This window comes from Janthinobacterium sp. SUN211, assembly GCF_030587315.1.
Lineage (GTDB): Bacteria > Pseudomonadota > Gammaproteobacteria > Burkholderiales > Burkholderiaceae_D > Janthinobacterium > Janthinobacterium kumbetense.
On sequence record NZ_JAPWIC010000009.1, the window covers coordinates 142624 to 166681 of the forward strand.

Here is a 24058-nt window from a genome sequence, read left to right on the forward strand (position 1 = left end):
CATGAAAAAAGGGCAGCCTGCGCAGGCTGCCCTTTTTTATTGCTACTCAGCAAACTAGCGGCCCAGGCGTTCCAATTTGGCGATGCCCAGGTCGAGCACCTTCATGCCGTGCTGGCCGAAGTTGATTTGCGCGCGCGCATTGCCGCCGCCGCCTTCGATATTGACGATCACGCCCTCGCCGAACTTGGCGTGCGCCACGGATTCGCCGATGCGCCAGCCGCCGCCCGTGGCTTTTTGCGCGATCTTTTGCGCAATCGCATTGTCCGAACCCAGGCTGGCCAGCTTCGGCGCCTCGTCCCAGGCCGACTTGCGGTTGCCGAACCAGTTCGCCTGCACCTTCGGCGACAGCCATTTCAGCGATTCTTCCGGCAATTCGTCGAAGAAGCGCGACTTCATGTTGTAGCGCGTCTGGCCGTGCAGCATGCGCGTCTGCGAAAAGCTCATATATAAGCGCTTGCGCGCGCGCGTGATGGCCACGTACATGAGCCGGCGTTCCTCTTCCACGCCGTTGTCTTCCTTCGAGCTGCTTTCGTGCGGGAACAGGCCCTCTTCCAGGCCGGTAATGAACACGTTGTCGAATTCCAGGCCCTTGGCCGAGTGCACCGTCATCATCTGCAGCGCATCCTGGCCCGCCTGCGCCTGGTTGTCGCCCGCTTCCAGCGACGCGTGCGACAGGAAGGCGGAGAGCGGCGACATCACGGCCGGCAGCGGCGCATCGGCGTCCAGGATTTCGATGCCATCCTGGTTCACGACGGGCGCGCCCGACTGCGCCTGGGCCGCTGGCCCCAAATGCGCCGGTGCGCCCTGGCCAAAACCTTCTTCGGAAATGAACTGGCTGGCCGCGCTGACCATCTGCTCCAGGTTCTCGATGCGGTCGGCGCCTTCCTTTTCATTCTGATAATGTTGCAGCAAGGTACTCGCTTCCAGCACCACTCTGACCATTTCCGGCAAGGACAATTGCTGCGTTTCGAAACGCACGCCTTCGATCAGCTTGACGAAGCCGGCCAGCACGCTGCCCGCCTTGCCCGCCACGTACGGCACGGCCGCATACAGCGAAATGCCGTACTGTTCCGACGCGGCCTGCAATTGCTCGATCGAGCGCATGCCGATGCCCCGCGTGGGGAAATTGACCACGCGCAAGAAGGCCGAATCGTTGTGCGGATTGTCCATCAATTGCAAATAGGCAATTGCGTGCTTGACCTCGGCGCGCTGGAAGTAGCGCTGGCCGCCATACACGTGATATGGAATCGCGGCCGAGAACAGCGCGTGTTCGATCACGCGCGACTGCGCGTTCGAGCGGTACAAGATGGCGATTTCACTGCGCGACGCGCCATCGGCGATCAGGCTTTTCGCCTCTTCGATGATCCATTGCGCTTCCTGCAAGTCGGAACTGGCTTCATACACGCGCACCTGCTCGCCATGGCCCGCGTCCGTGCGCAGATTCTTGCCCAGGCGCTTGCTATTGTTCGCGATCAATACGTTGGCGCTGTCGAGAATGTGGCCGTGCGAGCGGTAGTTCTGCTCCAGCTTGATCAAGTTCTTCACCTGGAACTCGTGCTCGAAGGCACTCATGTTGCCCACGTTGGCGCCGCGGAACGCATAGATGCTCTGGTCATCGTCGCCGACGGCAAACAGGGCGCCGCCATCGCGGCTGCCGTGGCCGGCCAGCAATTTGAGCCAGTTGTATTGCAGGTTGTTCGTATCCTGGAACTCGTCCACCAAAATATGGCGGAAGCGCGCCTGGTAGTGCTCGCGCAAGGGCTGGTTGCGGCTGAGCAATTCATACGTGCGCAGCAGCAATTCGGCAAAATCGACGACGCCTTCGCGCTGGCACTGGTCGTCGTACAGCTGGTACAGCTCGACCATCTTGCGCTCGTGCGCGTCATACGCTTCCACGTCCGTGGCGCGCAAGCCCTGGTCCTTGGCGTTGTTGATGAAATACATCACCGTCTTCGGCGGGAATTTTTCATCATCGATATTGTTTGCCTTCAACAAACGCTTGATCACGGACAATTGATCCTGGGAATCGAGGATCTGGAAGGTCTGCGGCAAGGCCGCGTCGCGGTAGTGCGTGCGCAGCAAGCGGTTGCACAGGCCGTGGAAGGTGCCGATCCACATGCCGCGCGTGTTAATCGGCAGCATGGCCGACAGGCGCGTGAGCATTTCCTTGGCGGCTTTGTTGGTAAACGTCACGGCCAGGATGCCGGGCGGCGATACCTGCTGGGTCTGGATCAGCCACGCGATGCGGGTGGTCAGCACGCGGGTCTTGCCCGAACCGGCGCCCGCCAGGATCAGCGCATGCTGCGCCGGCAAGGTGACGGCAGCCAATTGTTCGGGATTGAGGTTGTGAAGAAGATTTTGCATGCCGTGATTATACCGGCATGGCTAAAAATACTGTGCATTTGTCCAGCGGTCGCGCCGGATTCGCCGCGTGCGCGCTACAATCGGCATCACTGCACAGCTGATGAAAACATGCCCATGACACCTCCCAGCCACCTCGACGGCGCCCGCGTACTGGCCTGGGCCTGGTCCGACTTGCCTTTCGGCCATGTCGCCGCTGAAGATGGCGCCGCCCCCATCGCCATCCACGGCCTGGCCGTGTGCCGCTACGGGGACGAAGCGCAAGTCTACCGTTTCAGCTGCGACGCGCGCTGGGACACGGTGCAGGATGACGCATATGCCAGCGAGGACGACGCCAGGCAGTTGCCGGCGCAATACCGCGCCGTGGCCGCCGCGTGGCATACGCAGTGAAGTACGCCATCCGCACAGCCGGCAGCGCCGACCTGCCCCTGCTGGCCCAGGTCGAGCGCAGCGCCGCGGCCCTGTTTGCGCAGGCCGGCCCCGGACTGGCGTGGCTGGCGCAGGGAGAACCCTTGCCATTGAGCGCCTTACAGGCGCTGCAGCGCGAGGGCCGCGTCTGGGTGGCCGCCGATGGGCACGCTGCGCCGGCAGGCTTCCTGGCCGCCGAACCGCTCGACGGGCAACTGTTCATCGTGGAATTGTCCGTTGCCCTGCCGCATCAACGGCAGGGCGTGGGCGCGCGCTTGCTCGACGCGGCAGCGGCACATGCCCAGGCGCTGGGCTGCGCCTGCCTGACGCTCAGCACGTATCGCCACCTGCCATGGAACGCACCCTACTATGCGCGCCATGGTTTCAGCGAAATCGGGGCCGCGGCGCTGGGCGCAGGCCACGCGCTCAAGCTGGCGCGCGAAGCGCAGGACGGACACGATCCGGCGCTGCGCTGCCTGATGCGCAAGCCACTGGCCTGCTAATTGAGCACATCCTTCAGCGCACCAGCTTGGCCTTGCCCTCGCTAAGCGCCTGGGCGATTACCTGGCGCGTGGTCTTGTCCGCGATCTTGACGACTTTTTCCTGCTGGCGGCCCAGGTCGCCCATTTGCTTGCCCAGCGCTTCCATCGGCTTGCCGCGCTGCTCCATCTGGCGCGACATCTGCTCCATTTTCTCGGCCTCGCGCTCGTGTACGTCGGCGATGCGGTCGTTGATCTCTTCCATCTTGTCCTGCGCATCTTCCATCTGCTGCTGCAGGCCTTCCACGTCGCGCTCGGCCGCGCGGCGCGCCGTGTCGCTCGTCGCCAGCGCCTGGCGGCGCGAGGCGTCGCCGAGCTTGCGGCCCAGCTCCTGCTGCTGGCGGCCCAGCAAGCGCAGCTGTTCCGATTCGCGCGCGCTGCCTTTTTCCAGGCTGCGGGCGCCCATCTTGCGGCCCATTTCCCCCATGGCCTTGCCGTGCGCGCCCATTTGATCGCCAAGCGCGCTCATCTCCTTGCCCAGCTGTTTCGAGGGTTCCCATGCCGTGCGCACCTTGCCCAGCAAAGCCGCATCCTGCAGCACATAGGCCTGCCCCTGGTCGCGGAACCACAGGAACGGCCCCTTGATCGAGCGCTTGAGTTTTTCCACCTGCTCCGAGTGAATATCGCTGTCGATGACGATGACGCCCTCGCTATCCCTGGTGCCATCGACCAGCGCATAGCTTTCGCCCTTGTCGAGCGAACGGCTGACCTGCACGCTGGGTGCGGCCGGCGGGGCCGGTGGCGCGGGCGGTTGCGGCGGCTGCACGGCCAGCGCGCTGCCGCCAAGCAGGATACCGGCCAGGCTGAGGATCAAACGATGGGAAGTGGTCATGGCTGCCTCGTCGCAAAAGTGGTGGAGCGTTGACTGTAGCGGCAAGCGGACCTGGCCTCCAGCGCCGTGCGACAGGCTGCAAAAAGGCCTGCCTGGATGGCAAGCACGGACGATGGATGGCATGCCGGGCAAAAAAAAACGGAGGCCGCAGCCTCCGCAAAAACGCCGTGGTACGGCGTATTTCAATTAAATTTCAATTAATTAATACAGCACGACGGAGCGGATCGATTCACCGCTCTTCATCAAGTCGAAACCTTGATTGATATCATCGAGCTTCAGCCTGTGTGTGATCAAATCATCGATATTGAGCTTGCCTTCCATGTACCAGTCGACGATCTTCGGCACGTCCGTGCGGCCGCGCGCGCCGCCGAAAGCGGAACCTTTCCACACGCGCCCCGTCACCAGCTGGAACGGACGCGTGGAAATTTCCTGGCCGGCCGCCGCCACACCGATGATGATGGACTGGCCCCAGCCCTTGTGGCAGCACTCGAGCGACTGGCGCATGGTGGTGGTGTTGCCGATGCATTCGAACGAATAGTCGGCGCCGCCGTCCGTCAGCTGCACGATGGTGTCGACAACGTTTTCCACCTCGTTGGCGTTGACGAAATGCGTCATGCCGAACTTGCGCGCGATGGCCTGGCGCGCCGGGTTGATGTCCACGCCGATGATTTTGTCGGCGCCCACCATCTTGGCCGCCTGGATCACATTCAAGCCGATGCCGCCCAGGCCGAACACGACCACGTTCGCGCCCGCTTCGACCTTGGCCGTAAACAACACGGCGCCCACGCCCGTCGTCACGCCGCAACCGATGTAGCAGACTTTATCGAAGGGCGCATCTTCGCGGATCTTCGCCAGGGCGATTTCCGGCACGACGATGTAGTTCGAGAAGGTGGACGTGCCCATGTAGTGGAAGATGGGCTTGCCGTCGATGGAAAAGCGCGACGTCGCGTCCGGCATCAGGCCGCGGCCCTGGGTCGAGCGGATCGACTGGCACAGGTTGGTCTTTTGCGACAGGCAGAATTTGCACTGGCGGCATTCCGGCGTGTACAGGGGGATGACGTGGTCATCCTTCTTCAGGCTTTTCACGCCAGGCCCCACGTCGACGACGATGCCCGCGCCTTCATGGCCGAGGATGGATGGGAAGATGCCTTCCGGATCGGCGCCCGACAGGGTGTAGTAATCGGTGTGGCAAATGCCGGTAGCCTTGATCTCGACCAGTACTTCGCCCTCGCGCGGACCGGCCAGGTCGACTTCTTCGATCGTCAGCGGAGCGCCCGCCTTCCATGCAATCGCTGCTTTGGTTTTCATGTGTGTCCTGTGTATGGTTGAACCAGGCGCGCCAGCGCGCCGTATCGTCACATCATAACAAGGCAGGCGCCGACGTGCCACGCCGGCGCCGGTGCAACGCTTACTTGAAACTCTTACTTGGTTTTCGCCCGGTTCAAAAACGCGCCGTGCAAGCCGTTCAGGGTTTCCTCGGCCAGCAGCAGCTGGCTGGCGATTTCATTGATCTTGCGGCGGCTGGAGCGGGCGTGGTCGCGCAGCACTTCGAACGCCGTGTTGCGGTCCGTCTGGAACTTGCCCATCAGCAAACCGACGGCCAGGCTCGTTTCCCGGCCGGCGGCCAGGGCCGCGTTCAGGTTCAGCTCGGTGCGGCGCAGCTGGCGGATTTCATCGGCGCGCGCCAGGCCCGCTTCGAACGCCGGCATCAAGCGGCCTTCGTCAACGGGTTTGACGACATAGCCGACGGCGCCGTAGGCGGCCGCCTGCTTGCCCGATTCGCTGTCGCCGCTGCCGGACAGGAACATGAATGGCACGGCCGTTTCGCCGTGCAGGCGCTTGGCCAGTTCCAGGCCGGACATGCCCGGCATGTGGATGTCGAGCAAGGCCAGGTCAGGCTCGCGCTGGGCGATCAGCTGCAGCGCCACTTCGGCCGAATGGGCCAGGGCCGTCTCGTAGCCGGCATGGCGCAGGACTTCGCCAAGGAATTCCAACAGGAGCTGGTCATCGTCAACGATCAGGATAAGGCGTTTCGCGGCGGCTGGCTGACTCATGGGTAAAGGGACCTCGGTAATGAATGATGCCCTTATTATATGCCGATTATTCGCCAAATCCGCCCCCTCACGCCTCCCCAGCCTGCGCAAACAGCAGATTGAATTGCTGCACCGCAATATCCACATCGTCCGCCTGAGATCCCTTGCCAAATACGCTGCTGATCGCCGCCACCATGTCGGCCCCGCGCGCCACCAGCGGCGCCGCGTTCTCCGGCGTCATGCCGCCGATCACCACGCAGGGCAAGGCGATCTCGCGTTTCGCCTGCAGCACGATATCCAGGGGCGTCGTCACCGGATACTTTTTCACCAGCGATGGATAAAAGCCGCCGAAGGCCACGTAACTGGCGCCGCCCTCTGCTGCCGTGCGCGCCAGGGCCATGTCGCCATAGCAGGAAGCGCCGACGATCTTGTCCTTGCCCAGGCGCGCGCGCACCTGCGCGACGGACGCGTCCGTGCCGCCCACGTGCACGCCATCCGCGTCCAGCTCTTCGCACAGCTCGAGAAAATCATTGACGATGAAAGGCACGCCATACTTGCGGGCCAGGATCAGCAAGGCGCCCGCCTGTTCGCGCCGCTGCTCCGCGTCGGCGCTCTTGTGGCGGTATTGCAGCAGCGCCACGCCGCCATGCAAAGCCTGCTCCGTGATATCGAGCAGGCGGTCGGTGTCATCCCAGTTCGGGGTGACCAGATACAGTCCACGCATGATGTTTTCCTTATTCAATGAATCGTTGCGGCATGAGTTGACCTGGCGCAATCGCATACGCGCCGGCCAGGGCCGCATGGCAATAGGCTTGCGCCCGGTCAAGCGCTTGCGCCAGCGGCTGGCCCAATGCCAGGCGGGCCGCGATGGCCGACGCCAACGTGCAACCGCTGCCATGAAACTCTCCGGGCAGGCGCGGCCAGCGCCACTCGCGCGCGCGCCCGTCACCGTCCAGCCAGCGGTTGACGATCTCCTCGCCGTCGCCGTGGCCGCCCGTCACCAGCACGTGTCCACAGCCTTGCGCGCGCAAGTTATCTGCGCCATCAAGGGCCAGCGCTTCCGGCCCGTTCGGTACGATGACGGTAGTCACCGGCAGCAAGGGCGCCAGCGCCAGCACGGCGTCGTCCCGGCTGAGCACGTCGCCATGGCCGCTGGCCAGCACGGGGTCGAGCACGACAGGCAAGTTCGGCCGGGCCAGCCGCAATTGGGCGATCAGTTGCGCAATGACGGCCGCATTCGCCGCGCTGCCGGGAATGCCGACCTTCACGGCATCGATGGCGATCTTGTCGATCAGCGCCTGCGCCTGTCGGCGCAGCAATTCCGGCGCCACAGGCTCGACAGCAAACACGCGGTCGTTGTCCTGCACCGTCAGCGCCGTGATCACGGGCAAGGCATGCGCGCCCTGCGCCGCAATCGCTAGAATATCGGCGGCGATGCCGGCGCCGCCCGACGGGTCGGCGCCGGCAAACACCAGCACGGTGGGACGCCGTCGCGCCATCACGCCAGCCGGCCCGCCATCGGCGACGAAGGCGAGGCGGCGAACTTGCGCGGCATGCGCCCCGCCAAAAACGCTTCGCGCCCGGCCCGCACAGCCAGCTTCATCGCATGCGCCATGCGCACGGGGTCACGCGCGCCGGCAATCGCCGTATTCATCAGCACGCCATCGCAGCCCAGTTCCATGGCAATGGCCGCATCCGACGCCGTGCCCACGCCCGCATCGACGAGTACGGGCACTTTCGCCTGCTCGATGATCAAGGACAAGTTCCACGGGTTCAAGATGCCCATGCCCGAACCGATCAGTGACGCCAGCGGCATGACGGCCACGCAGCCGATGTCTTCCAGAATCTTCGCCTGGATGGGGTCGTCGCTGCAATAGACCATCACGTCGAAGCCATCCTTGACCAGCGCTTCGGCCGCGACCAGGGTTTCCGGCATGTGCGGAAACAGCGTCTTTTCATCGCCCAGCACTTCCAGTTTCACCAGATTGCGCCCGCCCAGGAGTTCCCGCGCCAGTTGCAGGGTGTACACGGCGTCTTTCGCGTTGTAGCAGCCGGCCGTATTCGGCAAGATCGTGTACTGGTCCGGCGGCACGAAGTCCAGCAGGCTGGGCGCGTTCGGATCTTGCCCGATATTCACCCTGCGGATCGCCACCGTGATGATCTGCGCTTCCGCCGCGTCCGTCGCTTCGCGCGTCTGCGGCAAATCCTTATACTTGCCGCTGCCCACCAGCAGGCGCGATTGGTACTGTTTGCCTGCGATGGTCAGCAGGTCGTTGTTTGTTGCGGTATTCATGTGCGTTTCCTTGTCTATTCTCAACTTAACCGCCGCCAATCGCGCGTACGATTTCCACCTGGTCTTGAATTTCCAGGACCCTGTCCTGCCACGCCTTGCGCGGCACGACGCTGCGGTTGACGGCCAGCGCCAGCGCCTGGTTTTCCAGCGACAGCGCGGCGATCAATTGGTCCAGGGTTTGCCCCGGCGGCACCTGGTGCGGCGCGCCGTTGAGCGTGATGTCGATCAATGCAGTCATCACGCCCTCCTTCAGACCTTGCGGTACAGCTCGGCGCCGTTCTTGATGAATTCGATGGCTTTCACCTCCATCCCCTGCTGCAGCGCCTTGTCTTCCGCGATGCCCATGCCGGCCGCGTATTCGCGCACTTCCTGCGTGATCTTCATCGAGCAGAAATGCGGGCCGCACATGGAGCAGAAATGCGCCACCTTGGCCGAATCCTTGGGCAAGGTTTCATCGTGGAATTCGCGCGCCTTGTCCGGGTCCAGGCCGATGTTGAACTGGTCGTCCCAGCGGAATTCGAAGCGGGCTTTCGACAGCGCGTTGTCGCGGATCTGTGCGCCCGGATGGCCTTTCGCCAGGTCGGCCGCGTGCGCGGCGATCTTGTACGTGATGATGCCGTCCTTGACGTCCGCCTTGTTCGGCAAGCCCAGGTGTTCCTTCGGCGTCACGTAGCACAGCATGGCCGTGCCATACCAGCCGATCATGGCTGCGCCGATGCCCGAAGTGATGTGGTCGTAGCCGGGCGCGATATCCGTCGTCAGCGGCCCCAGGGTGTAGAACGGCGCCTCGCCGCACTGTTCCAGCTGCAAGTCCATGTTTTCCTTGATCAATTGCATGGGCACGTGGCCCGGACCTTCGATCATCACTTGCACGTCGTGCTTCCAGGCAACTTGCGTCAGCTCGCCCAGGGTTTTCAGCTCGCCCAGCTGGGCCTCGTCATTGGCGTCGTAGATGGAACCGGGGCGCAAGCCGTCGCCCAGCGAGAACGACACGTCATACGCCTTCATGATTTCGCAAATCTCTTCGAAATGCGTGTACAGGAACGATTCCTGGTGGTGCGCCAGACACCATTTCGCCATGATGGAGCCGCCGCGCGAAACGATGCCCGTCAGGCGCTTGGCTGTCATCGGCACATAGCGCAGCAGCACGCCCGCGTGGATGGTGAAGTAATCGACGCCCTGCTCGGCCTGCTCGATCAGGGTGTCGCGGAAGATTTCCCACGTCAGATCTTCCGCCTTGCCATTGACCTTTTCCAGCGCCTGGTAGATGGGCACGGTGCCGATGGGCACGGGGCTGTTGCGCACGATCCATTCGCGCGTCTCGTGGATGTGCTTGCCGGTCGACAAGTCCATCACGTTATCGCCGCCCCAGCGGATGGCCCAGGTCATCTTTTCCACTTCCTCGCCGATGGAAGACGTCACGGCGGAATTGCCGATATTCGCATTGATTTTCACCAGGAAATTGCGGCCGATAATCATCGGTTCCACTTCCGGGTGATTGATATTGGCGGGGATGATGGCGCGGCCGCGGGCGATTTCCTCGCGCACGAATTCCGGCGTGATTTCGACCGGGATGCTGGCGCCGAAGGACTGGCCCGGATGCTGGCGGCCCATCAGGTCGGCCAGGCGCTCGCCCATGGGGCCGGAAGCCTTGAGTTCGCGCAAATACTCCTGGCGGCGCATGTTTTCGCGGATGGCGACGAATTCCATTTCCGGCGTGATGATGCCTTGGCGCGCGTAATGCATTTGCGTCACGTTCTTGCCGGCGATGGCGCGGCGCGGCTTGCGGTGCAAATTGAAACGCAGCTCGGCCAGCTTCGGGTCCGCCAGGCGGGCGATGCCGTAGTCGGAGGTGGGGCCAGGCAATTCTTCCGTGTCGGCACGCTCCATGATCCATGGCAGGCGCGGCGTATCGAGGCCGGAGCGGATATCGATGTTCACGTCCGGGTCCGTGTACGGGCCGGATGTGTCGTAGACGTAGATCGGCGGATTCTTTTCGCCGCCGAACGATGCTTCCGTGTCGGACTGGCTGATCTCGCGCATGGGCACGCGGATGTCGGGGCGGCTGCCTTGCACGTAGATCTTGCGCGAATTGGGCAGCGGCGCGATGGCGGCTTCGTCGACCGTGGCGGTGGCGGAAAGGAATTTCGGATTGGCGTTCATTTTGGCTCCTTGGCTAGACTATTTTTCAGCCTGGAGCCAGCTAAGGAGGTTCGGAATTGCGCACGCGGAAAAGCGGGGTGCAGTCATCCTAAAGCTTCCCTTCGCTGGCATTATCCAGATCAGGTTCGGAGGGTATTTCTCACCCGCGCTTGCACCGTGTTTCCACAGCGAAAGGCAGGACCCCTAGCGTTTGCCGCCTTGCGGCAGCGAGCCAATTATACGCGGTTCGCGCCGCGTGGCCAGATGATTTCTTGCAGGTGTCGTCTTTGCGCATCTGCTGCATTGCAACAGACGGCAGCGCGCTTATTTCTTCTTGCCCCAGCGCCAGCTGGTCGGTTCGCCCTTCAGCTGGCAGATGAAAATGAGCACGGCAACGATGGCCACTTCATAGACGATGTAGCCGACCAGCATGGTTTGCGGAGGGAACAGGAAGGCGCCGCAGGCGAACAGCGCCAGCGCGGCCAGGAACACCAGCCAGCCTTGCCAGGTGATGGGCAAGCCCCAGCCCCAGCCATAGGTCTTGGCGGGGAACCAGTAGGAGGGAGATTTGTCGGTCATGATTTTTCCTGGTCTGTATCGATGGCGCCCAGTATAAATCAGGCACTGCGATGGCGCTCCGTGACATCGAGGCCGATGCCGCGGTAGCCGATGAAGCGGCTGCCCGTGTCGAACATCGGTTCGCCGCTCACCTGCAGGTATTGCGTGCTGCCGTCGAGGTTGGCGCGGCTGTAGATAAAGTCGAGAAACGGTTCCCTTGCGGCAATCTTGGCGTCGAGCAAGGCGCGTTCGGCCGCGTTCCAGCGCTGCGGCTCTTCCTCGCTGCCGATGCCCAGCATTTCAGCCACGGGGCCGGAAAAGCGCGTCAAGTTGCCCTGCGCATCCTGTTCCCAGTACCAGTCGGACGACAGTTCCGTGAAGCGCTGGAAGCGCGCTTCGCTTTCGCGCAGCTCCGCCGTGCGCACTTCCACCATCTGTTCCAGCGACTTGTTGTATTCGGCCAGCTTCTGGTACAGCAATCGCACTTCCAGCATGTTGTGGATGCGCGTCTTGACTTCCACCAGGTCGAAGGGCTTGCTGACGAAATCCTTGGCGCCCGCCTGCAGCGCGCGCAGCTTGTGGCCGGGCTGGGCCGTGATCACCAGCACGGGCAGATAGCTGCCCGCCTCGAGGTCGCGCAAGCCTTCCATGACTTCAAAACCATCCATTTCCGGCATCTGCAAGTCGAGCAGGATCAGGTCGTAGCGGTGCTGCTGGTGCAGCGCGCGCACGGCTTGCGGGTCCATGGTGGAGGTGATGCGCGTATAGCCGGCATTGCGCAGCACCTGTTCCAGCAGCATGACGTTGGCCTCCTGGTCATCGACGATGAGGATGCTGGCGTTCAGGATCTCGGTGGCTTGAAGCATGGCGGTATTCCTAAAAATAAATGCTGAATTAGCGTACTGCATGAGTGTCGTCGGCCAGGCCGTGCGCGGCCGCATGGTGCAGGGCCACGTCGAGCGCATCCATGAATTCGACGACCTTGATCGGCTTGGTCAGGTAGCGGAAGAAGCCCGCTTCCAGGCCCTTTTCGATGTCGCGCGGCACGGCGTTGGCCGACAGGGCCATCACGGGAATATGTTTCGTGAGCGGATCGTCGTGCAGGATATGCAGGGCGCCATAGCCGCTGATGCCGGGCAGGTTGATATCCATCAAGATCACGTCCGGTTGATACGTGCGCGCCAGGTCGATGCCCAGGTGCGCATCGATGGCCGTCAGCAGCTTCAAGTCGCTGCGGCGGGCGATCAATTGCTCGACCAGCGCCAGGTTGGCGGGATTGTCTTCCACGTACAGCAAGGTGCGCTGGCTTTCCTGCGCCTCCTGCGCCTGCGGCAGCGCGTCGCCGTCGCCCAGCATCAGTGCCGGCGCATTGCTGGCGGCCAGCTCGAACCAGAAGGTGGTGCCCACGCCGACGGTGCTGTCGACGCCGATGGTGCCGCCCATCAATTCAATCAGCTGCTTGGTGACGACGAGGCCGATGCCCGTGCCCTCTTCCGTGCTGTTTTCCTGTCCCAGGCGGTTGAAGGGCTGGAACAGCTGCGCCACCTGCCCCGCATCGAGGCCGGCGCCGCTGTCGCGCACGCTGACGCGCACCTTGGCGCCGCGCTGGCTGCAGTCGACGGTGACGGAACCACCGCCCTGGTTGTATTTGATGGCGTTCGACAACAGGTTGATCATCACCTGTTTCACGCGCGTGCGGTCCGCATGCACGAAGTAGGCTTCGCCGCAGCGGGGGAAATGCAGGCTGATGCCCCGCTTCTCCGCCTGCGGCGCGATCATCGCCTGGCAATCCTGCAGCACGTCGAGCAGCGACATCGCTTCCTGCGACAACGTCACCTTGCCCGATTCGATCATGGCCAGGTCGAGGATTTCATTGATCAAGCGCAAGAGATACCAGCCTCCCTTGAGTATCTGTTCGATCGAGCGCTGCTGCGGCACGGTGGGCGGCGGCACGTCGGACGCCATCAGCTGCGCAAAGCCCAGCACGGCATTCAGGGGCGTGCGCAATTCGTGGCTCATGCTCGACAGGAATTCGGACTTGGCCCGGTTGGCCTTTTCCGCCACCAGGCGCGCCTTCTTCAGTTCGGCATTGTTGGTCTCGACCAGCGAGCGCGTGTACGCCTGCTGTTCGCGCAGGCGCTGGTCCAGCAGCGCCTGTTCCGCCTCGACCTGCTTGCGCGCCGTATTGTCGGTGCCGATCAGCAAGTAGCCGATGACCTTGCTCTGCGCATCGCGCAAGGCCGTCACGGAAACGATGGCGGGGAAGCGGCTGCCATCGTTGCGGATGTAGGTCAGTTCATAGATGTCTTCGATGCCGCGCGTGGCCTTGAAGACGAGCGCTTCCACGCCCGGCGTGATGACGGTGTCGAGTTCGGCGCTGAGGGCGGCCGCGCGCGCGACAATTTCTTGCGCATCGGAAATGCCGGCCGGCGTCAGCTTGTCGACCACGTCGCTCGCCGCATAACCGAGCATGCGTTCGGCGCCCACATTGAAAATCTGGATCACGCCCTGCGCATCGGTGGCGATGCACGAGAAATTGGCGCTGTTGAAGATCGCATCCTGCAAGGCGCCCGCCTTGAGCAGCTGGCGCGGCAGGCTGGCCGCCACCGTGCGCCGGTACAGCGCCACGAGCAGCATCAGCAGCAAGAAGACCAGCGCGTCGATGACGCAGGCCGTCTCGAACGGCGCGCGCCAGGCCAGCACGCCGACGGCCAGCAGCGCGACGGCGCTGAAGGAAAACGCCAGCGCCATGGGCCAGCGCGACGGTGCGCGCGGGGGAATGTTTTCGACAGATTGCATGAGGTAGCCCGGGCTATGACAACGATAAGAATACGAGGCAGTGCGGTCTTCAGGAAGACTGGCGCTGGCGCACGTCCGACAGCAGGCGCGCAAATTCCTTCTTGACCACGCCATAGCATTCGCACACATGGCCTTCGAGGCCGGCGCGGTCCAGCACGGAAATATGGCCGCGCCGGTAGCTGATGAAGCCGCGCTGCTGCAGGCGCCCGGCCGCTTCCGTCACGCCTTCGCGGCGCACGCCCAGCATGTTGGCGATCAACTCCTGCGTCATGGTCAGCTCGCGGTTCGGCAAGCGGTCCATGGTCAGCAGCAGCCAGCGGCACAGCTGCTGCTCCACCGTATGGTGGCGGTTGCACACGGCCGTCTGCGACATTTGCGTGATCAGCGCCTGCGTATAGCGCAGCAGCAAGCGCATGACGGGCCCCGCGCGGTCGAACTCTTCCATCAGCAAATGGGCCTTCAGCCGGTAGCCGACGCCGCCCGTCTGCACGACGGCGCGGCTCGGCGTCGAGTTGCCGCCCATAAACAGCGACACGCCCACGACGCCTTCATTGCCGACACCGGCAATTTCCGACGAACCGCCGTTTTCCAGCAGGTAATGAATGGAAACGATGGCCGTGGTGGGGAAATACACATGCTGCAGCTTGTCGCCCGAATCGTAGATCACGTCGCCGAGCAGCATCGACACTTGCTCCAAATACGGGGCCAGGCGCGCGAAATCGGCGTCGAGCATGGCGGCAAGCAAATGGTTTTGATTCGGGTTGTGCAGCTGGGCATGCGGACTCGACATGGGCAGGTTTCCTGGTTTCCAGTCGTCAGCTAGGGGATCGATGAAAGGCGTCCGAACGAGGGCCGCCATGTGGTGCAGCGTAACACAGCGCTGGCACGGTGCCCCGACTATATTTCTTGCCGGCATGGCCGTCCGTTCGGTAGCGAACGGACGGTATTTCGCCGCCCGCCCTACAGTCAGTCACTGCCCGGCCTGCCTGATCATGGATCGGCACCGGCGCTGCCACGGGACGTCACCATGCAATCATTCTTCAAGCGCATCTCCATTTCCGTTTCCACTTCGGCCCTGCTCACCCTGGCGTTCGGATTGTGTTTGACGGCCCTGTGCTACGCCTCGGCGCGGCAGATCGAGTCGGAAAGCACCCGGCTGCTGCTGCAGTACCACGCCAGCGCGCATACCTTGGGCGCCGCCCTGCTGCCGGCCAAAGGCATGGGCCTGGACGCCAACCACCGCGGCTCGCTGTACGTGCTGCTGGGCGGTCTGCTGTCGAGCCTGCTGGCGGCCGCGTATGTGTATCAGCTGGTGTCGCGCAATTCCGTGATTGCCCGCATCACGGGCGAACGCACGGCGGCGCTGCAGTTTGCCAATTTGCGCCTGTCCGAAGACATCGCCGCGCGCATGCACAATGAAAAGTCGCTGCGGCTGCGCGAGCGCATCATCGAAGTGTCGGCCAATGCCATCATCCTGTGCAGCGCCGACGCGCCCGGCTACCTGATCGAATACGTCAACCCCGCCTTCGAACGCATCACCGGCTATGCGGCCGGCGAAGTGATCGGCCAGCGTCTGGAAGACTTGCAAGGTCCCGAGCAAGGGCGGCAAGACATGCACGCCATTACGGCGGCCCTGCGCGAACAGCGCGAAGGCAAGGCCATCGTGCGCAATTTCCGCAAGGATGGCAGCTGCTACTGGAGCGAGCTGTTCGTCGCTCCCGTGCGCGACGATGGCGATGGCCCCGTCAGCCACTTTGTCGTGGCGCAATACGACATCAGCACCGTCATGCGTTTCGAACAGGAACTGGAATTTCAGGCCAGGCACGATATCCTGACGGGCCTGGCCAACCGGGCCCTGCTGCGCGAACGGCTGGAGCAGGCGATGGCCGTGACGCGGCGCAGCGGCCTGCCCCTGTGGGTGGTTTTCATCGACCTCGACCGCTTTAAATTCGTCAACGATACCCTGGGCCACGATGCGGGCGACCTGGTGCTGAAAAGCGTGGCCGAGCGCCTGCGCGACGCGACGCGCGAAGTCGACACCGTGGCGCGCCTGGGCGGCGACGAATTCGTGCTGCTGTTGCCCCAGCACGGCAATGGCGAACCGGGCGTGGCCATCCTGCAGCGCATCCAGGACGCCGTGACGCAACCGCTGCAACTGGGCGAATATGAATTTTTCCTCAGCTGCTGCATGGGCGTGGCCGTGTATCCCGACGATGGCGACGATGCCGACACGCTGATCAAGCACGCCGACATCGCCATGTACCGCGCGAAGGAACAGGGACGGGGCCACTGGCAATTCTATGCCGCGAGCATGAATACGGGCACCCTGGAACGGCTGGGACTGGAGAGCGAATTGCGCCACGCCCTGGAGCGGGGGCAATTCCACCTCGAGTACCAGCCCCAGCTGGACCTGGCCAGCGGCACGGTGGTGGGCATGGAAGCGCTGCTGCGCTGGACCCACCCGCAGCTGGGACGGATTCCGCCGGCCAGCTTCATCGGCCTGGCCGAGGAAATGGGCTTGATCACGCCCATCGGCGACTGGGTGCTGCGCACGGCATGCGCCCAGGCGCGCGCCTGGCAGCTGGCCGGCCATGGCCCGCTGCGCCTGGCCGTCAATCTGTCGGCGAGGCAATTCAAGCAAAAGAACCTGCTGCACGCGGTGGCGCAGGCGCTGGCGGACACGGGACTCGCCGCGGCCCACCTGGAACTGGAATTGACGGAAAGCATGGTCATGCATGACGTGGATCAAGCCACGGTCATCATGGCCAAGCTGAAGGGACTGGGCGTGCAACTGTCCATCGATGACTTCGGCACCGGCTACTCCAGCCTGGCCTACCTGCGCCACTTCCCCATCGACGTATTGAAAATCGACAAAACCTTCGTCAGCGACATCACGCACAGTGACGATGACGCGGCCATCGTGCGCGCCATCATTTCACTGGCGCACAGCCTGCGCCTGAAAGTGATCGCCGAAGGCGTGGAAACGGCGCAGCAGCTGGACTTCCTGCGCCAGCACGGCTGCGACCAGATGCAGGGCTATTTGTTCAGCCGCCCCCTGGCCGCCGCCGCTTTCGAGACATTGCTGCTCGAAGGCAACATGCTGCCCGCTTAAAACGCGTGGCGCAGGCCGATGTTGAAGGCGCGGTTGCCGCTGCCCACTTCGGTTGCATTGCCCACCATGTAGGCGGCGTCGTTGCGGTTGCGGATATGCGCGTAGGCAACATACACCTTGCTGCGCTTGGACAAGGCATACGTGGCGCCGATGGCCAGCTGCTGCGCGTCGCGGTTGGCCGCATCGCGGTCATCCTTGCGCACATACGAGGCCAGCAGGGTCGTCGCACCGAGCGGCACGGAGACGCCGACGATGGCGTCGCGGCTGTCGGTGGACTGGGCCGGCGCCTGCGCTGCGCCGTACGGATTTTCCACAAAGAACATGCTGCTGCCATCGCCCGTGTTGCGGCCATAGCCGGCAAACGCCGTGGCCACGCCAAAGTTGTAATTACCGGCCAGAATGGTGTTATTCACGTCGGCCTTGCCCGGCTCGCCGGCACGGCTCTGGCGCGCCAGGCGCAAGATCAGGGGGCCGTTGACATAACCCAATGCCAGGCCCAGCGAACGTTGATCTGCCGCAATCCCCGTGTGCTCGCCGGCACCATACATGACGGTGCCCGTCACGCCGCGCCATTCCGGCGAGGTGTAGCGCACGGTATTGTCGATGCGCGTGGCCGAATAGCCGGCCAGGTTGGTCGCCGCGCCGGCCAGGCCGCCCTCGAACGGATCGGCCACGTCGGTCAGCGCCTGGCTTTGCAGGTTGTACTGGCGGCCCACGGTCAGCATGCCCAGCGGGCTGTCGATGCCGACAAACGCCTGGCGGCCGAACAATTGCCCCGCCTGGTCGGAGCGGCCCGAGTCGCTCAGGACGCCCGCTTCCAGGGTGAACACGGCGTGCAAGCCATTGCCCAGGGATTCAGTGCCGCGCAAGCCCAGGCGCGAGCCGGCCGATACGCCGCTGGTGAGCTTGCTGACGCCGCCTTCCTGCACCAGGCCCGCATCCATCAAGCCATAGATGGTGACTGACGACGGGATGACTGACGACGGGCCGGCAGACGACTGGGCGTGGGCGGCAGGCAAGACGCCCAGGGTGGCGATGGTCGAAACGAGGCCGACACTGATCGAGAGTTTTTTCATGCTGGTTTCCTTGTAAAGGCAAAACCAGGAAAGCGCGCGGCCATGGCGCGGCCACAGGCGTCAAGGCGCGCCGTAGTTACATGCCGTATCGAAAGACGACGGGCCAGATAACAACATTCCTGGCTAAGCTGTGGCGGCGCGGCCGATAAAGACGATGGCGCGCGGTATTCCGCCGTGAATGGTGCACCGCTGGCGGTGCGCGTGGCTCAGGCGCCCGGCCCGAAGGGGACGCGCTGAAGGTGGCTGGCATCGCGGATGCGCTGGCCTTGAGACGCGGGCGCGTGTTGGATATGAAACGTTGATACAACCGCGTCTGCAGGCGCCGTCCGCAAGGATGAGGCAGGAGGCGCCGAGGCCGGCATTATAGCATCGGCAGCGCCTTGATCCCCGTTCTGTTGCAGTAAAACGACTCGCCAGGCCGCCAAAACACAGCGATGTCGCCGCCCAAGGCGGCGCATGCCGATCACCAGGCGAACGCTATTGCGGCGGCAGGCTGGCGGCCTTGTCCTTGCATTGCATTGCGTAGCGGTGCGGCTGCCGGATGCTAGCGCGCCGCGGCAGCGGCCCGCAACGCGGCCAGCACGGCTTTGTTTTCCGACGTCGACGCCCGTTGCTGCGCCATCTTCAACACGGAAATCCCCCCGGCCTGCGGATCGGCGCCCAGGCCCAGCAGCAGCTTGACCATCGCCGCGTCGCCATTTTCGACGGCCGCCAGCAAGGGCGGAAGATAGCCGTCGCTGACGACGGGCGCGCCCATCGCGGCCAGGCGGGTGACCCAGTCTGGCCGCTGGCTGCGCACGGCATGCCACAGCAGCGTCTCCTTTTCCAGGCGCCGCGAATCGAGCGCCGCCCCCTGTCCCTTGTAAGACTCTTCGGCGGCGGGGCCGACTTGCTGCCATGGCATGCCGGGCACCACCAGTTGGCGCAGCACGTCTTCGGACGCCGGTTGATGGTTGTACATGGCGCGCATCGCGGCATCGAGCCAGCGGTCCTTGCCCTTCGCGTCATGCCGGGGCACGCGCTGCTTGAGCCAATCGAGCACGCCGGCGTTGCCCGCTTCGGCGGCAAAGGCGTACAGCGACTTTTCCTGCTCATCAATATTCGGCGTGGTGCCGGTGGCCAGCATTTTGTCGAGCACTTCAGTGCCGCGCGTCAGGCGCAGCAAGCGCCCCCATGTCAACGAATCGGCCAGCGGCCGTTCGGCTGGCTGCGCAGCCCCGCCTTTCTTGGCTTTTTTCTCTGCCAGATACTGATCTACCAGCAAATATGGCCGGCCCGCGCCTGCGTCGAGCAAGGCGATCATGCTGGCCGTCCGTTCATTCGCGTCGATCAATTCCGGCAAGATGCCCGCATCCTCCTGCTGCAAGGCGTATTCCAGCGGCGCCATCGTTTGGTTTTCGCCGCCGTATTGCCGCGCATCGGCGCCATGGGCCAGCAACAGGCGCACCATCGCGGCATTGCCATACAGGGCAGCCAGATGCAGGGGCGCGGCGTGGTACAGCGTATCGCCTTCGCCGAGCGGCACGCCGCGTTGCAACAGCAGCGTCATCATGCGCAGCTTGGTGGGCAACAGCGCGGCGTGCCGCTCACGCAGCGCCTGGCGGCGGGCCGGCTCCGACGCCTGCGCCAGTCGCTCCTGATCGTCGTCCCGCCACGTTTGCGCCTTCAGCCATGCCGCTTCGGCTTTGAACATGCCGGATGGGGGCAAGATCAAATAGTTCAGCAAGGGAAGCCTGTCGATCGCATAGTTGCCCGGCTCGGCGACACCGGCAAGCAGCTTGCCGAAGGCCGCTTCATCGCCCTCTCTGGCAGCCTTGAACAGCGCCGTCACCTCTGGCGTCGGCGGCAGCTTGTTGCGTGCCTCGTGCACATAATTGATCAAGCGTTCCATGCCGTGCACGGAGACCTGCGGCAATGGCATGCCCACCTTCCATGCCCGCGCCAGCTGATCCGCCTCGGCGTGTTGCGCCGCATTCAATTTCTTTGCCCAGCGGGCCACGACGTCGCCGGCCTCCGCCGCGCCGCCCGCCGCCGCCAACTGGCTCAGCATGGAAGCGAGCACATAGTCCTGCGGCACGCCCGCCTCCTCTCCATACAGAACAGCCAGCTGCAACTGGGCCTTGGCACTGCCGCTTTCGGCGGCCTTGCGCAGCCAGCGGGCGGCCTGCGGTTCATCCAGGCCGCCCGTGCCTTTCCAGCACAGCAAGCCCAACTGGTAGGCGGCTTCCATGTCGCCGCCCTCGGCGGCGCGGCGGTACCAGTCCTGCGGCGAACGCTGTCCCGTCAGCGACGTCGCCGGTAAGGGCGCGCCCCGCTTCCAGCCGGCAGCCAGGCGCACGGCTTCATCGACCTGGTCCGGCGACATCCTGTCACGCTGCGCCGGCAGGGACTTCTCCATCGCGGCCGCGCCGCTCCACTCCTTGTCTTGCTGCGCCAGCAGGTTGAGCGCGTACGACAGCACCCTGTCGACCGGCCCCCCTTCGCCCCGTTCATGCATTTGCGCCAGTTCCTGCAGCGGCTTGCCGTCACCCTGCGCGGCCATGACGCCCAGCCAGGGCCGCGCGCGCGCGGGATTGCGCATGCGGCCCGGCGCGTATGCATACATGAAAACCAGCGCCTTCTGCGCGGCGCGGTCGCCCCCCTTGGCCGCCAGCAGATACCAGCGCTCGGCTTCGGCCTCGCTGCGCGCCACGTCCCGGCATCCTTGCTCGCCCAGGTAGATATCGGCGAGGACTTTTTGCGCCTCGACATCGCCACCTTGCGCCGGTCCGCGCAATTGCCTCACGGCCTCGCTGCAGCGCCCGGCCTGGAAAGCCGCCACCCCTTCCGGAACGCCGGCGCATGCGCCACCGGCAGCCAATCCGACGCCGAGCACGGCCAATTGCCACATTTTTTTCATGATAGTCTGGGCTTTCAAGTAATGTTGCAAATATGATAGCTTAGAAAAAATACAATGAAGCAATATTGCTCAATCGTGCGCGGCTTTTCGGCCCATCCAGGGCCGCTATTTGCTGCGCATGCTTTATGCACCCCTTATAATGGTTCCTTTTGCCAATCACACGCCAAATCATGGAATTAGCCAAGTCTTTCGAGCCCGCCGACATTGAACAATTCTGGCGCACCGAGTGGGAACAGCGCGGTTACTTCACCGCCACCCTCGATGCCGGAAAACCTTCCTTCAGCATCCAGTTGCCGCCGCCGAACGTCACCGGCACCCTGCACATGGGCCATGCGTTCAACCAGACCATCATGGATGGCCTGACCCGCTACCACCGCATGCTGGGCCACAACACGGCCTGGATTCCCGGCACCGACCACGCGGGCATCGCCACGCAAATCGTCGTGCAACGCCAGCTGGACGCGCAAAAGATTTCGCGTCATGACCTGGGCCGCGAGAAATTCGTGGAAAAAGTGTGGGAATGGAAAGAAAAATCCGGTTCCATCATCACCGGCCAGATGCGCCGCCTGGGCGCCTCGGCCGACTGGCAGCGCGAATACTTCACGATGGATGAACCGCGCTCGAAAGTCGTCACCGACGTCTTCGTGCGCCTGTTCGAACAAGGCTTGATCTACCGCGGCAAGCGCCTCGTCAACTGGGACCCCGTGCTGGGCACGGCTGTCTCGGACCTGGAAGTGGTGTCCGAGGAAGAAGACGGCTCCATGTGGTACATCAAGTACCCGCTGGCCGACGGCAGCGGCTTCCTGACGGTGGCCACCACCCGTCCTGAAACCATGCTGGGCGACGTGGCCGTGGCCGTCGATCCGACGGACGAGCGCTACACGGCGCTGGTGGGCAAGATGCTCAAGCTCCCCCTGACGGACCGCGAAATCCCCATCATCGCCGACGAATACGTCGACAAGGAATTCGGCACGGGCTGCGTGAAGATTACGCCTGCGCACGACATGAACGATTACGCCGTGGGCCAACGCCACAAGCTGGCGCAGATCGTCATCCTGACCCTGGACGCGAAGATCACGGACGATGCGCCGGCAGCGTACCGCGGCATGGACCGCTTCGCCGCGCGCAAGCAGATCGTCGCCGACCTGGACGCGCAAGGCTTGCTCGAGCAAGTCAAGCCCCACAAGCTGATGGTGCCGCGCGGCGACCGCACGGGCGTCGTCATCGAGCCGATGCTGACGGACCAGTGGTTTGTCGCCATGAGCAAGCCGGCCCCGGAAGGCACTTTCTTCCCAGGCAAGTCGATCGCGGAAACGGCGCTGGACAAGGTTGCCAACGGCGAAATCAAGTTCGTGCCGGAAAACTGGAGCACCACCTACAACCAGTGGCTCAACAACATCCAGGACTGGTGCATCTCGCGCCAACTGTGGTGGGGCCATCAAATCCCGGCGTGGTACGACGACGCCGGCAATATCTTTGTTGCGAAAACGCAAGCCGAAGCGGAAGCCAAGGCGCTGGCCGCCGGCAGCACGGGCCCGCTGAAACGCGACGACGACGTGCTCGACACGTGGTTCTCGTCGGCCCTGGTGCCGTTCTCGACTATGGGTTGGCCTGAAGAAACCCCGGACATGAAGGCCTTCCTGCCGTCGTCCGTGCTGGTGACGGGTTTCGACATCATCTTCTTCTGGGTCGCGCGCATGGTCATGATGACGGCGCACTTCACGGGCAAGGTGCCGTTTGAAACCGTCTACGTGCACGGCCTCGTGCGCGATTCGACAGGACAGAAGATGTCCAAGTCGAAGGGCAACACGCTGGACCCGATCGACTTGATCGACGGCATCGACCTGGAAGGCTTGATCGTCAAGCGCACCACGGGCCTGATGAACCCGCGCGACGCGGAAAAGATCACCAAGGCGACGCGCAAGGAATTCCCGGAAGGCATTTCGGCCTACGGCACGGACGCCGTGCGCTTCACCATGGCCAGCTATGCCTCGCTGGGCCGCAACATCAATTTCGACCTGGGCCGCTGCGAAGGCTACCGCAACTTCTGCAACAAGATGTGGAACGCCACCCGTTTCGTCATGATGAACACGGAAGGCAAGGATTGCACGGCGAACGACGTTGATCTGTCGCAAGCGGACAAGTGGATTATTTCCCTGCTGCAAAAGGCCGAACTGGACGTGGCCAAGGGCTTTGAAGACTTCCGTTTCGACAATATCGCCGCATCGATCTACAAATTCGTGTGGGACGAGTATTGCGACTGGTACCTGGAAGTCGCCAAGGTGCAAGTACAGCAAGGTACGGAAGGCCAGCAGCGCGCCACCCGCCACACCCTGCTGCGCGTGCTGGAAGTGGTGCTGCGCCTGGCCCATCCGATCATCCCCTTCGTCACGGAAGCGTTGTGGCAGACAGTGGCGCCACTGGCCGGCAAGACGCTCAAGCCGGAGGGCGATTCGATCATGATGCAGCCGTATCCGATCGCCAACACCGACAAGATCGACGAGTCGGCTGAAGCGTGGATGCAGCAGCTGAAAGCCTTGACGGACGCGACGCGCAACCTGCGCGGCGAAATGCAGATCTCGCCATCCGTGCGCGTGCCGCTGATCGTCGAGGCAGGCAATGCCAGCGAGAAAGAAGCGCTGGCGTCGTACGCACCGTACATCCAGTCGCTGGGCAAGCTGGCCGAAGTGCAGATCGTCGATGCGTTGCCGGACTCGCCTGCGGCCGTCGCCATCGTCGGCACCACCAAGCTGATGCTGAAAGTGGAAATCGACGTGGCCGCCGAACGCGAGCGCCTGGGCAAGGAAATCGCCCGCATCGAAGCGGAAATTGCCAAGGTCAACAGCAAGTTGGGCAATGAAAGTTTCGTCGCGCGCGCCCCGGCCGCCATCGTTGCGCAAGAAAACGAGCGTTTGCTCAGTTTTTCGGCGACAATTGAAAAACTGCGCGAACAGTTTGCTAAACTAGCCAGCGCATAAGGCAAGTTTGGAAAGATTGCGCGGCGTC

At 63.5% G+C, this 24058-nt stretch carries 19 protein-coding genes and 1 riboswitch; of the genes, 4 read left to right on the forward strand and 15 right to left on the reverse strand.

Translation table 11 applies throughout. From position 1 onward, the window contains the following. Positions 1-54: 54 nt before the first annotated feature. Positions 55-2364, reverse strand: a complete 2310-nt coding sequence (locus tag O3301_RS24865; RefSeq protein WP_099665494.1) for a UvrD-helicase domain-containing protein — start codon at positions 2362-2364, stop codon at positions 55-57. Positions 2365-2478: 114 nt separating this feature from the next. Here O3301_RS24865 and O3301_RS24870 point away from each other — a divergent pair, with 114 nt between their 5' ends. Further along, positions 2479-2751 carry a hypothetical protein gene (locus O3301_RS24870; protein WP_305057780.1) on the forward strand — a complete coding sequence of 91 codons (273 nt, stop codon included), beginning with the start codon at positions 2479-2481 and terminating at the stop codon, positions 2749-2751. After that, the gene (locus tag O3301_RS24875) at positions 2736-3272 is read left to right on the forward strand and encodes a GNAT family N-acetyltransferase (protein ID WP_305057781.1); all 537 of its coding nucleotides are present in this window, start codon (positions 2736-2738) and stop codon (positions 3270-3272) included. The genes O3301_RS24870 and O3301_RS24875 overlap by 16 nt, the downstream gene beginning before the upstream one ends. A 13-nt stretch (positions 3273-3285) precedes the next feature. On the opposite strand, the gene O3301_RS24880 is transcribed toward O3301_RS24875, so the two are convergent. The 12 genes from O3301_RS24880 to O3301_RS24935 all read right to left on the reverse strand — a co-directional run bounded on the left by O3301_RS24880 (position 3286) and on the right by O3301_RS24935 (position 14755). Then, positions 3286-4140 (reverse strand): hypothetical protein, encoded by an 855-nt coding sequence (locus O3301_RS24880; protein WP_143451388.1) that lies wholly within the window; start codon positions 4138-4140, stop codon positions 3286-3288. Between the two features lie 201 nt (positions 4141-4341). After that, a complete protein-coding gene (locus O3301_RS24885; RefSeq protein ID WP_034749160.1) occupies positions 4342-5448 on the reverse strand; it encodes an S-(hydroxymethyl)glutathione dehydrogenase/class III alcohol dehydrogenase in 1107 nt (368 codons plus the stop codon). A 113-nt stretch (positions 5449-5561) separates the two neighbouring features. Next, a complete protein-coding gene (locus O3301_RS24890; protein ID WP_034749164.1) occupies positions 5562-6194 on the reverse strand; it encodes an ANTAR domain-containing response regulator in 633 nt (210 codons plus the stop codon). 67 nt (positions 6195-6261) lie between these two features. Beyond that, on the reverse strand, positions 6262-6897 hold the full coding sequence (thiE, locus tag O3301_RS24895) for a thiamine phosphate synthase (RefSeq protein WP_289919664.1): 636 nt from the start codon (positions 6895-6897) through the stop codon (positions 6262-6264). Positions 6898-6907: 10 nt separating this feature from the next. Beyond that, positions 6908-7672, reverse strand: coding sequence for a hydroxymethylpyrimidine/phosphomethylpyrimidine kinase (locus O3301_RS24900; protein WP_305057782.1), 765 nt, complete (start codon positions 7670-7672; stop codon positions 6908-6910). Beyond that, positions 7672-8466, reverse strand: coding sequence for a thiazole synthase (locus tag O3301_RS24905; RefSeq protein ID WP_305057783.1), 795 nt, complete (start codon positions 8464-8466; stop codon positions 7672-7674). The genes O3301_RS24900 and O3301_RS24905 overlap by 1 nt, the downstream gene beginning before the upstream one ends. Before the next feature lie 25 nt (positions 8467-8491). After that, positions 8492-8695 carry a sulfur carrier protein ThiS gene (thiS, locus tag O3301_RS24910; protein ID WP_369812241.1) on the reverse strand — a complete coding sequence of 68 codons (204 nt, stop codon included), beginning with the start codon at positions 8693-8695 and terminating at the stop codon, positions 8492-8494. A 20-nt stretch (positions 8696-8715) separates the two neighbouring features. After that, complete coding sequence (thiC, locus tag O3301_RS24915) at positions 8716-10629, reverse strand: phosphomethylpyrimidine synthase ThiC (protein WP_099665500.1); 1914 nt, start codon at positions 10627-10629, stop codon at positions 8716-8718. A gap of 79 nt (positions 10630-10708) precedes the next feature. Continuing rightward, positions 10709-10824: riboswitch (TPP riboswitch) on the reverse strand. 108 nt (positions 10825-10932) lie between these two features. After that, positions 10933-11187, reverse strand: a complete 255-nt coding sequence (locus O3301_RS24920; RefSeq protein WP_077399591.1) for a hypothetical protein — start codon at positions 11185-11187, stop codon at positions 10933-10935. 38 nt (positions 11188-11225) lie between these two features. Further along, the gene (locus O3301_RS24925; protein WP_099665502.1) at positions 11226-12032 is read right to left on the reverse strand and encodes a response regulator; all 807 of its coding nucleotides are present in this window, start codon (positions 12030-12032) and stop codon (positions 11226-11228) included. Between the two features lie 28 nt (positions 12033-12060). Continuing rightward, entirely contained in the window at positions 12061-13965 is a 1905-nt protein-coding gene (locus O3301_RS24930) for an ATP-binding protein (RefSeq protein ID WP_289919667.1), read from the reverse strand. A gap of 49 nt (positions 13966-14014) precedes the next feature. Beyond that, the gene (locus O3301_RS24935) at positions 14015-14755 is read right to left on the reverse strand and encodes a Crp/Fnr family transcriptional regulator (protein ID WP_099665503.1); all 741 of its coding nucleotides are present in this window, start codon (positions 14753-14755) and stop codon (positions 14015-14017) included. 237 nt (positions 14756-14992) lie between these two features. Between O3301_RS24935 and O3301_RS24940 the strand changes: the two genes are divergently transcribed. Continuing rightward, a complete protein-coding gene (locus O3301_RS24940) occupies positions 14993-17077 on the forward strand; it encodes a bifunctional diguanylate cyclase/phosphodiesterase (RefSeq protein WP_289906794.1) in 2085 nt (694 codons plus the stop codon). Here O3301_RS24940 and O3301_RS24945 read toward each other — a convergent pair. Beyond that, positions 17074-18153 carry a porin gene (locus O3301_RS24945; RefSeq protein ID WP_305057784.1) on the reverse strand — a complete coding sequence of 360 codons (1080 nt, stop codon included), beginning with the start codon at positions 18151-18153 and terminating at the stop codon, positions 17074-17076. The two genes, O3301_RS24940 and O3301_RS24945, sit on opposite strands and share 4 nt — an antisense overlap. 544 nt (positions 18154-18697) lie before the next feature. After that, positions 18698-21052, reverse strand: coding sequence for an ankyrin repeat domain-containing protein (locus O3301_RS24950; RefSeq protein ID WP_305057785.1), 2355 nt, complete (start codon positions 21050-21052; stop codon positions 18698-18700). A 170-nt stretch (positions 21053-21222) separates the two neighbouring features. Here O3301_RS24950 and O3301_RS24955 point away from each other — a divergent pair, with 170 nt between their 5' ends. Further along, positions 21223-24030: a valine--tRNA ligase gene (locus O3301_RS24955; RefSeq protein WP_305057786.1), complete on the forward strand. Its 2808-nt coding sequence runs from the start codon at positions 21223-21225 to the stop codon at positions 24028-24030. Positions 24031-24058: the final 28 nt, after the last annotated feature.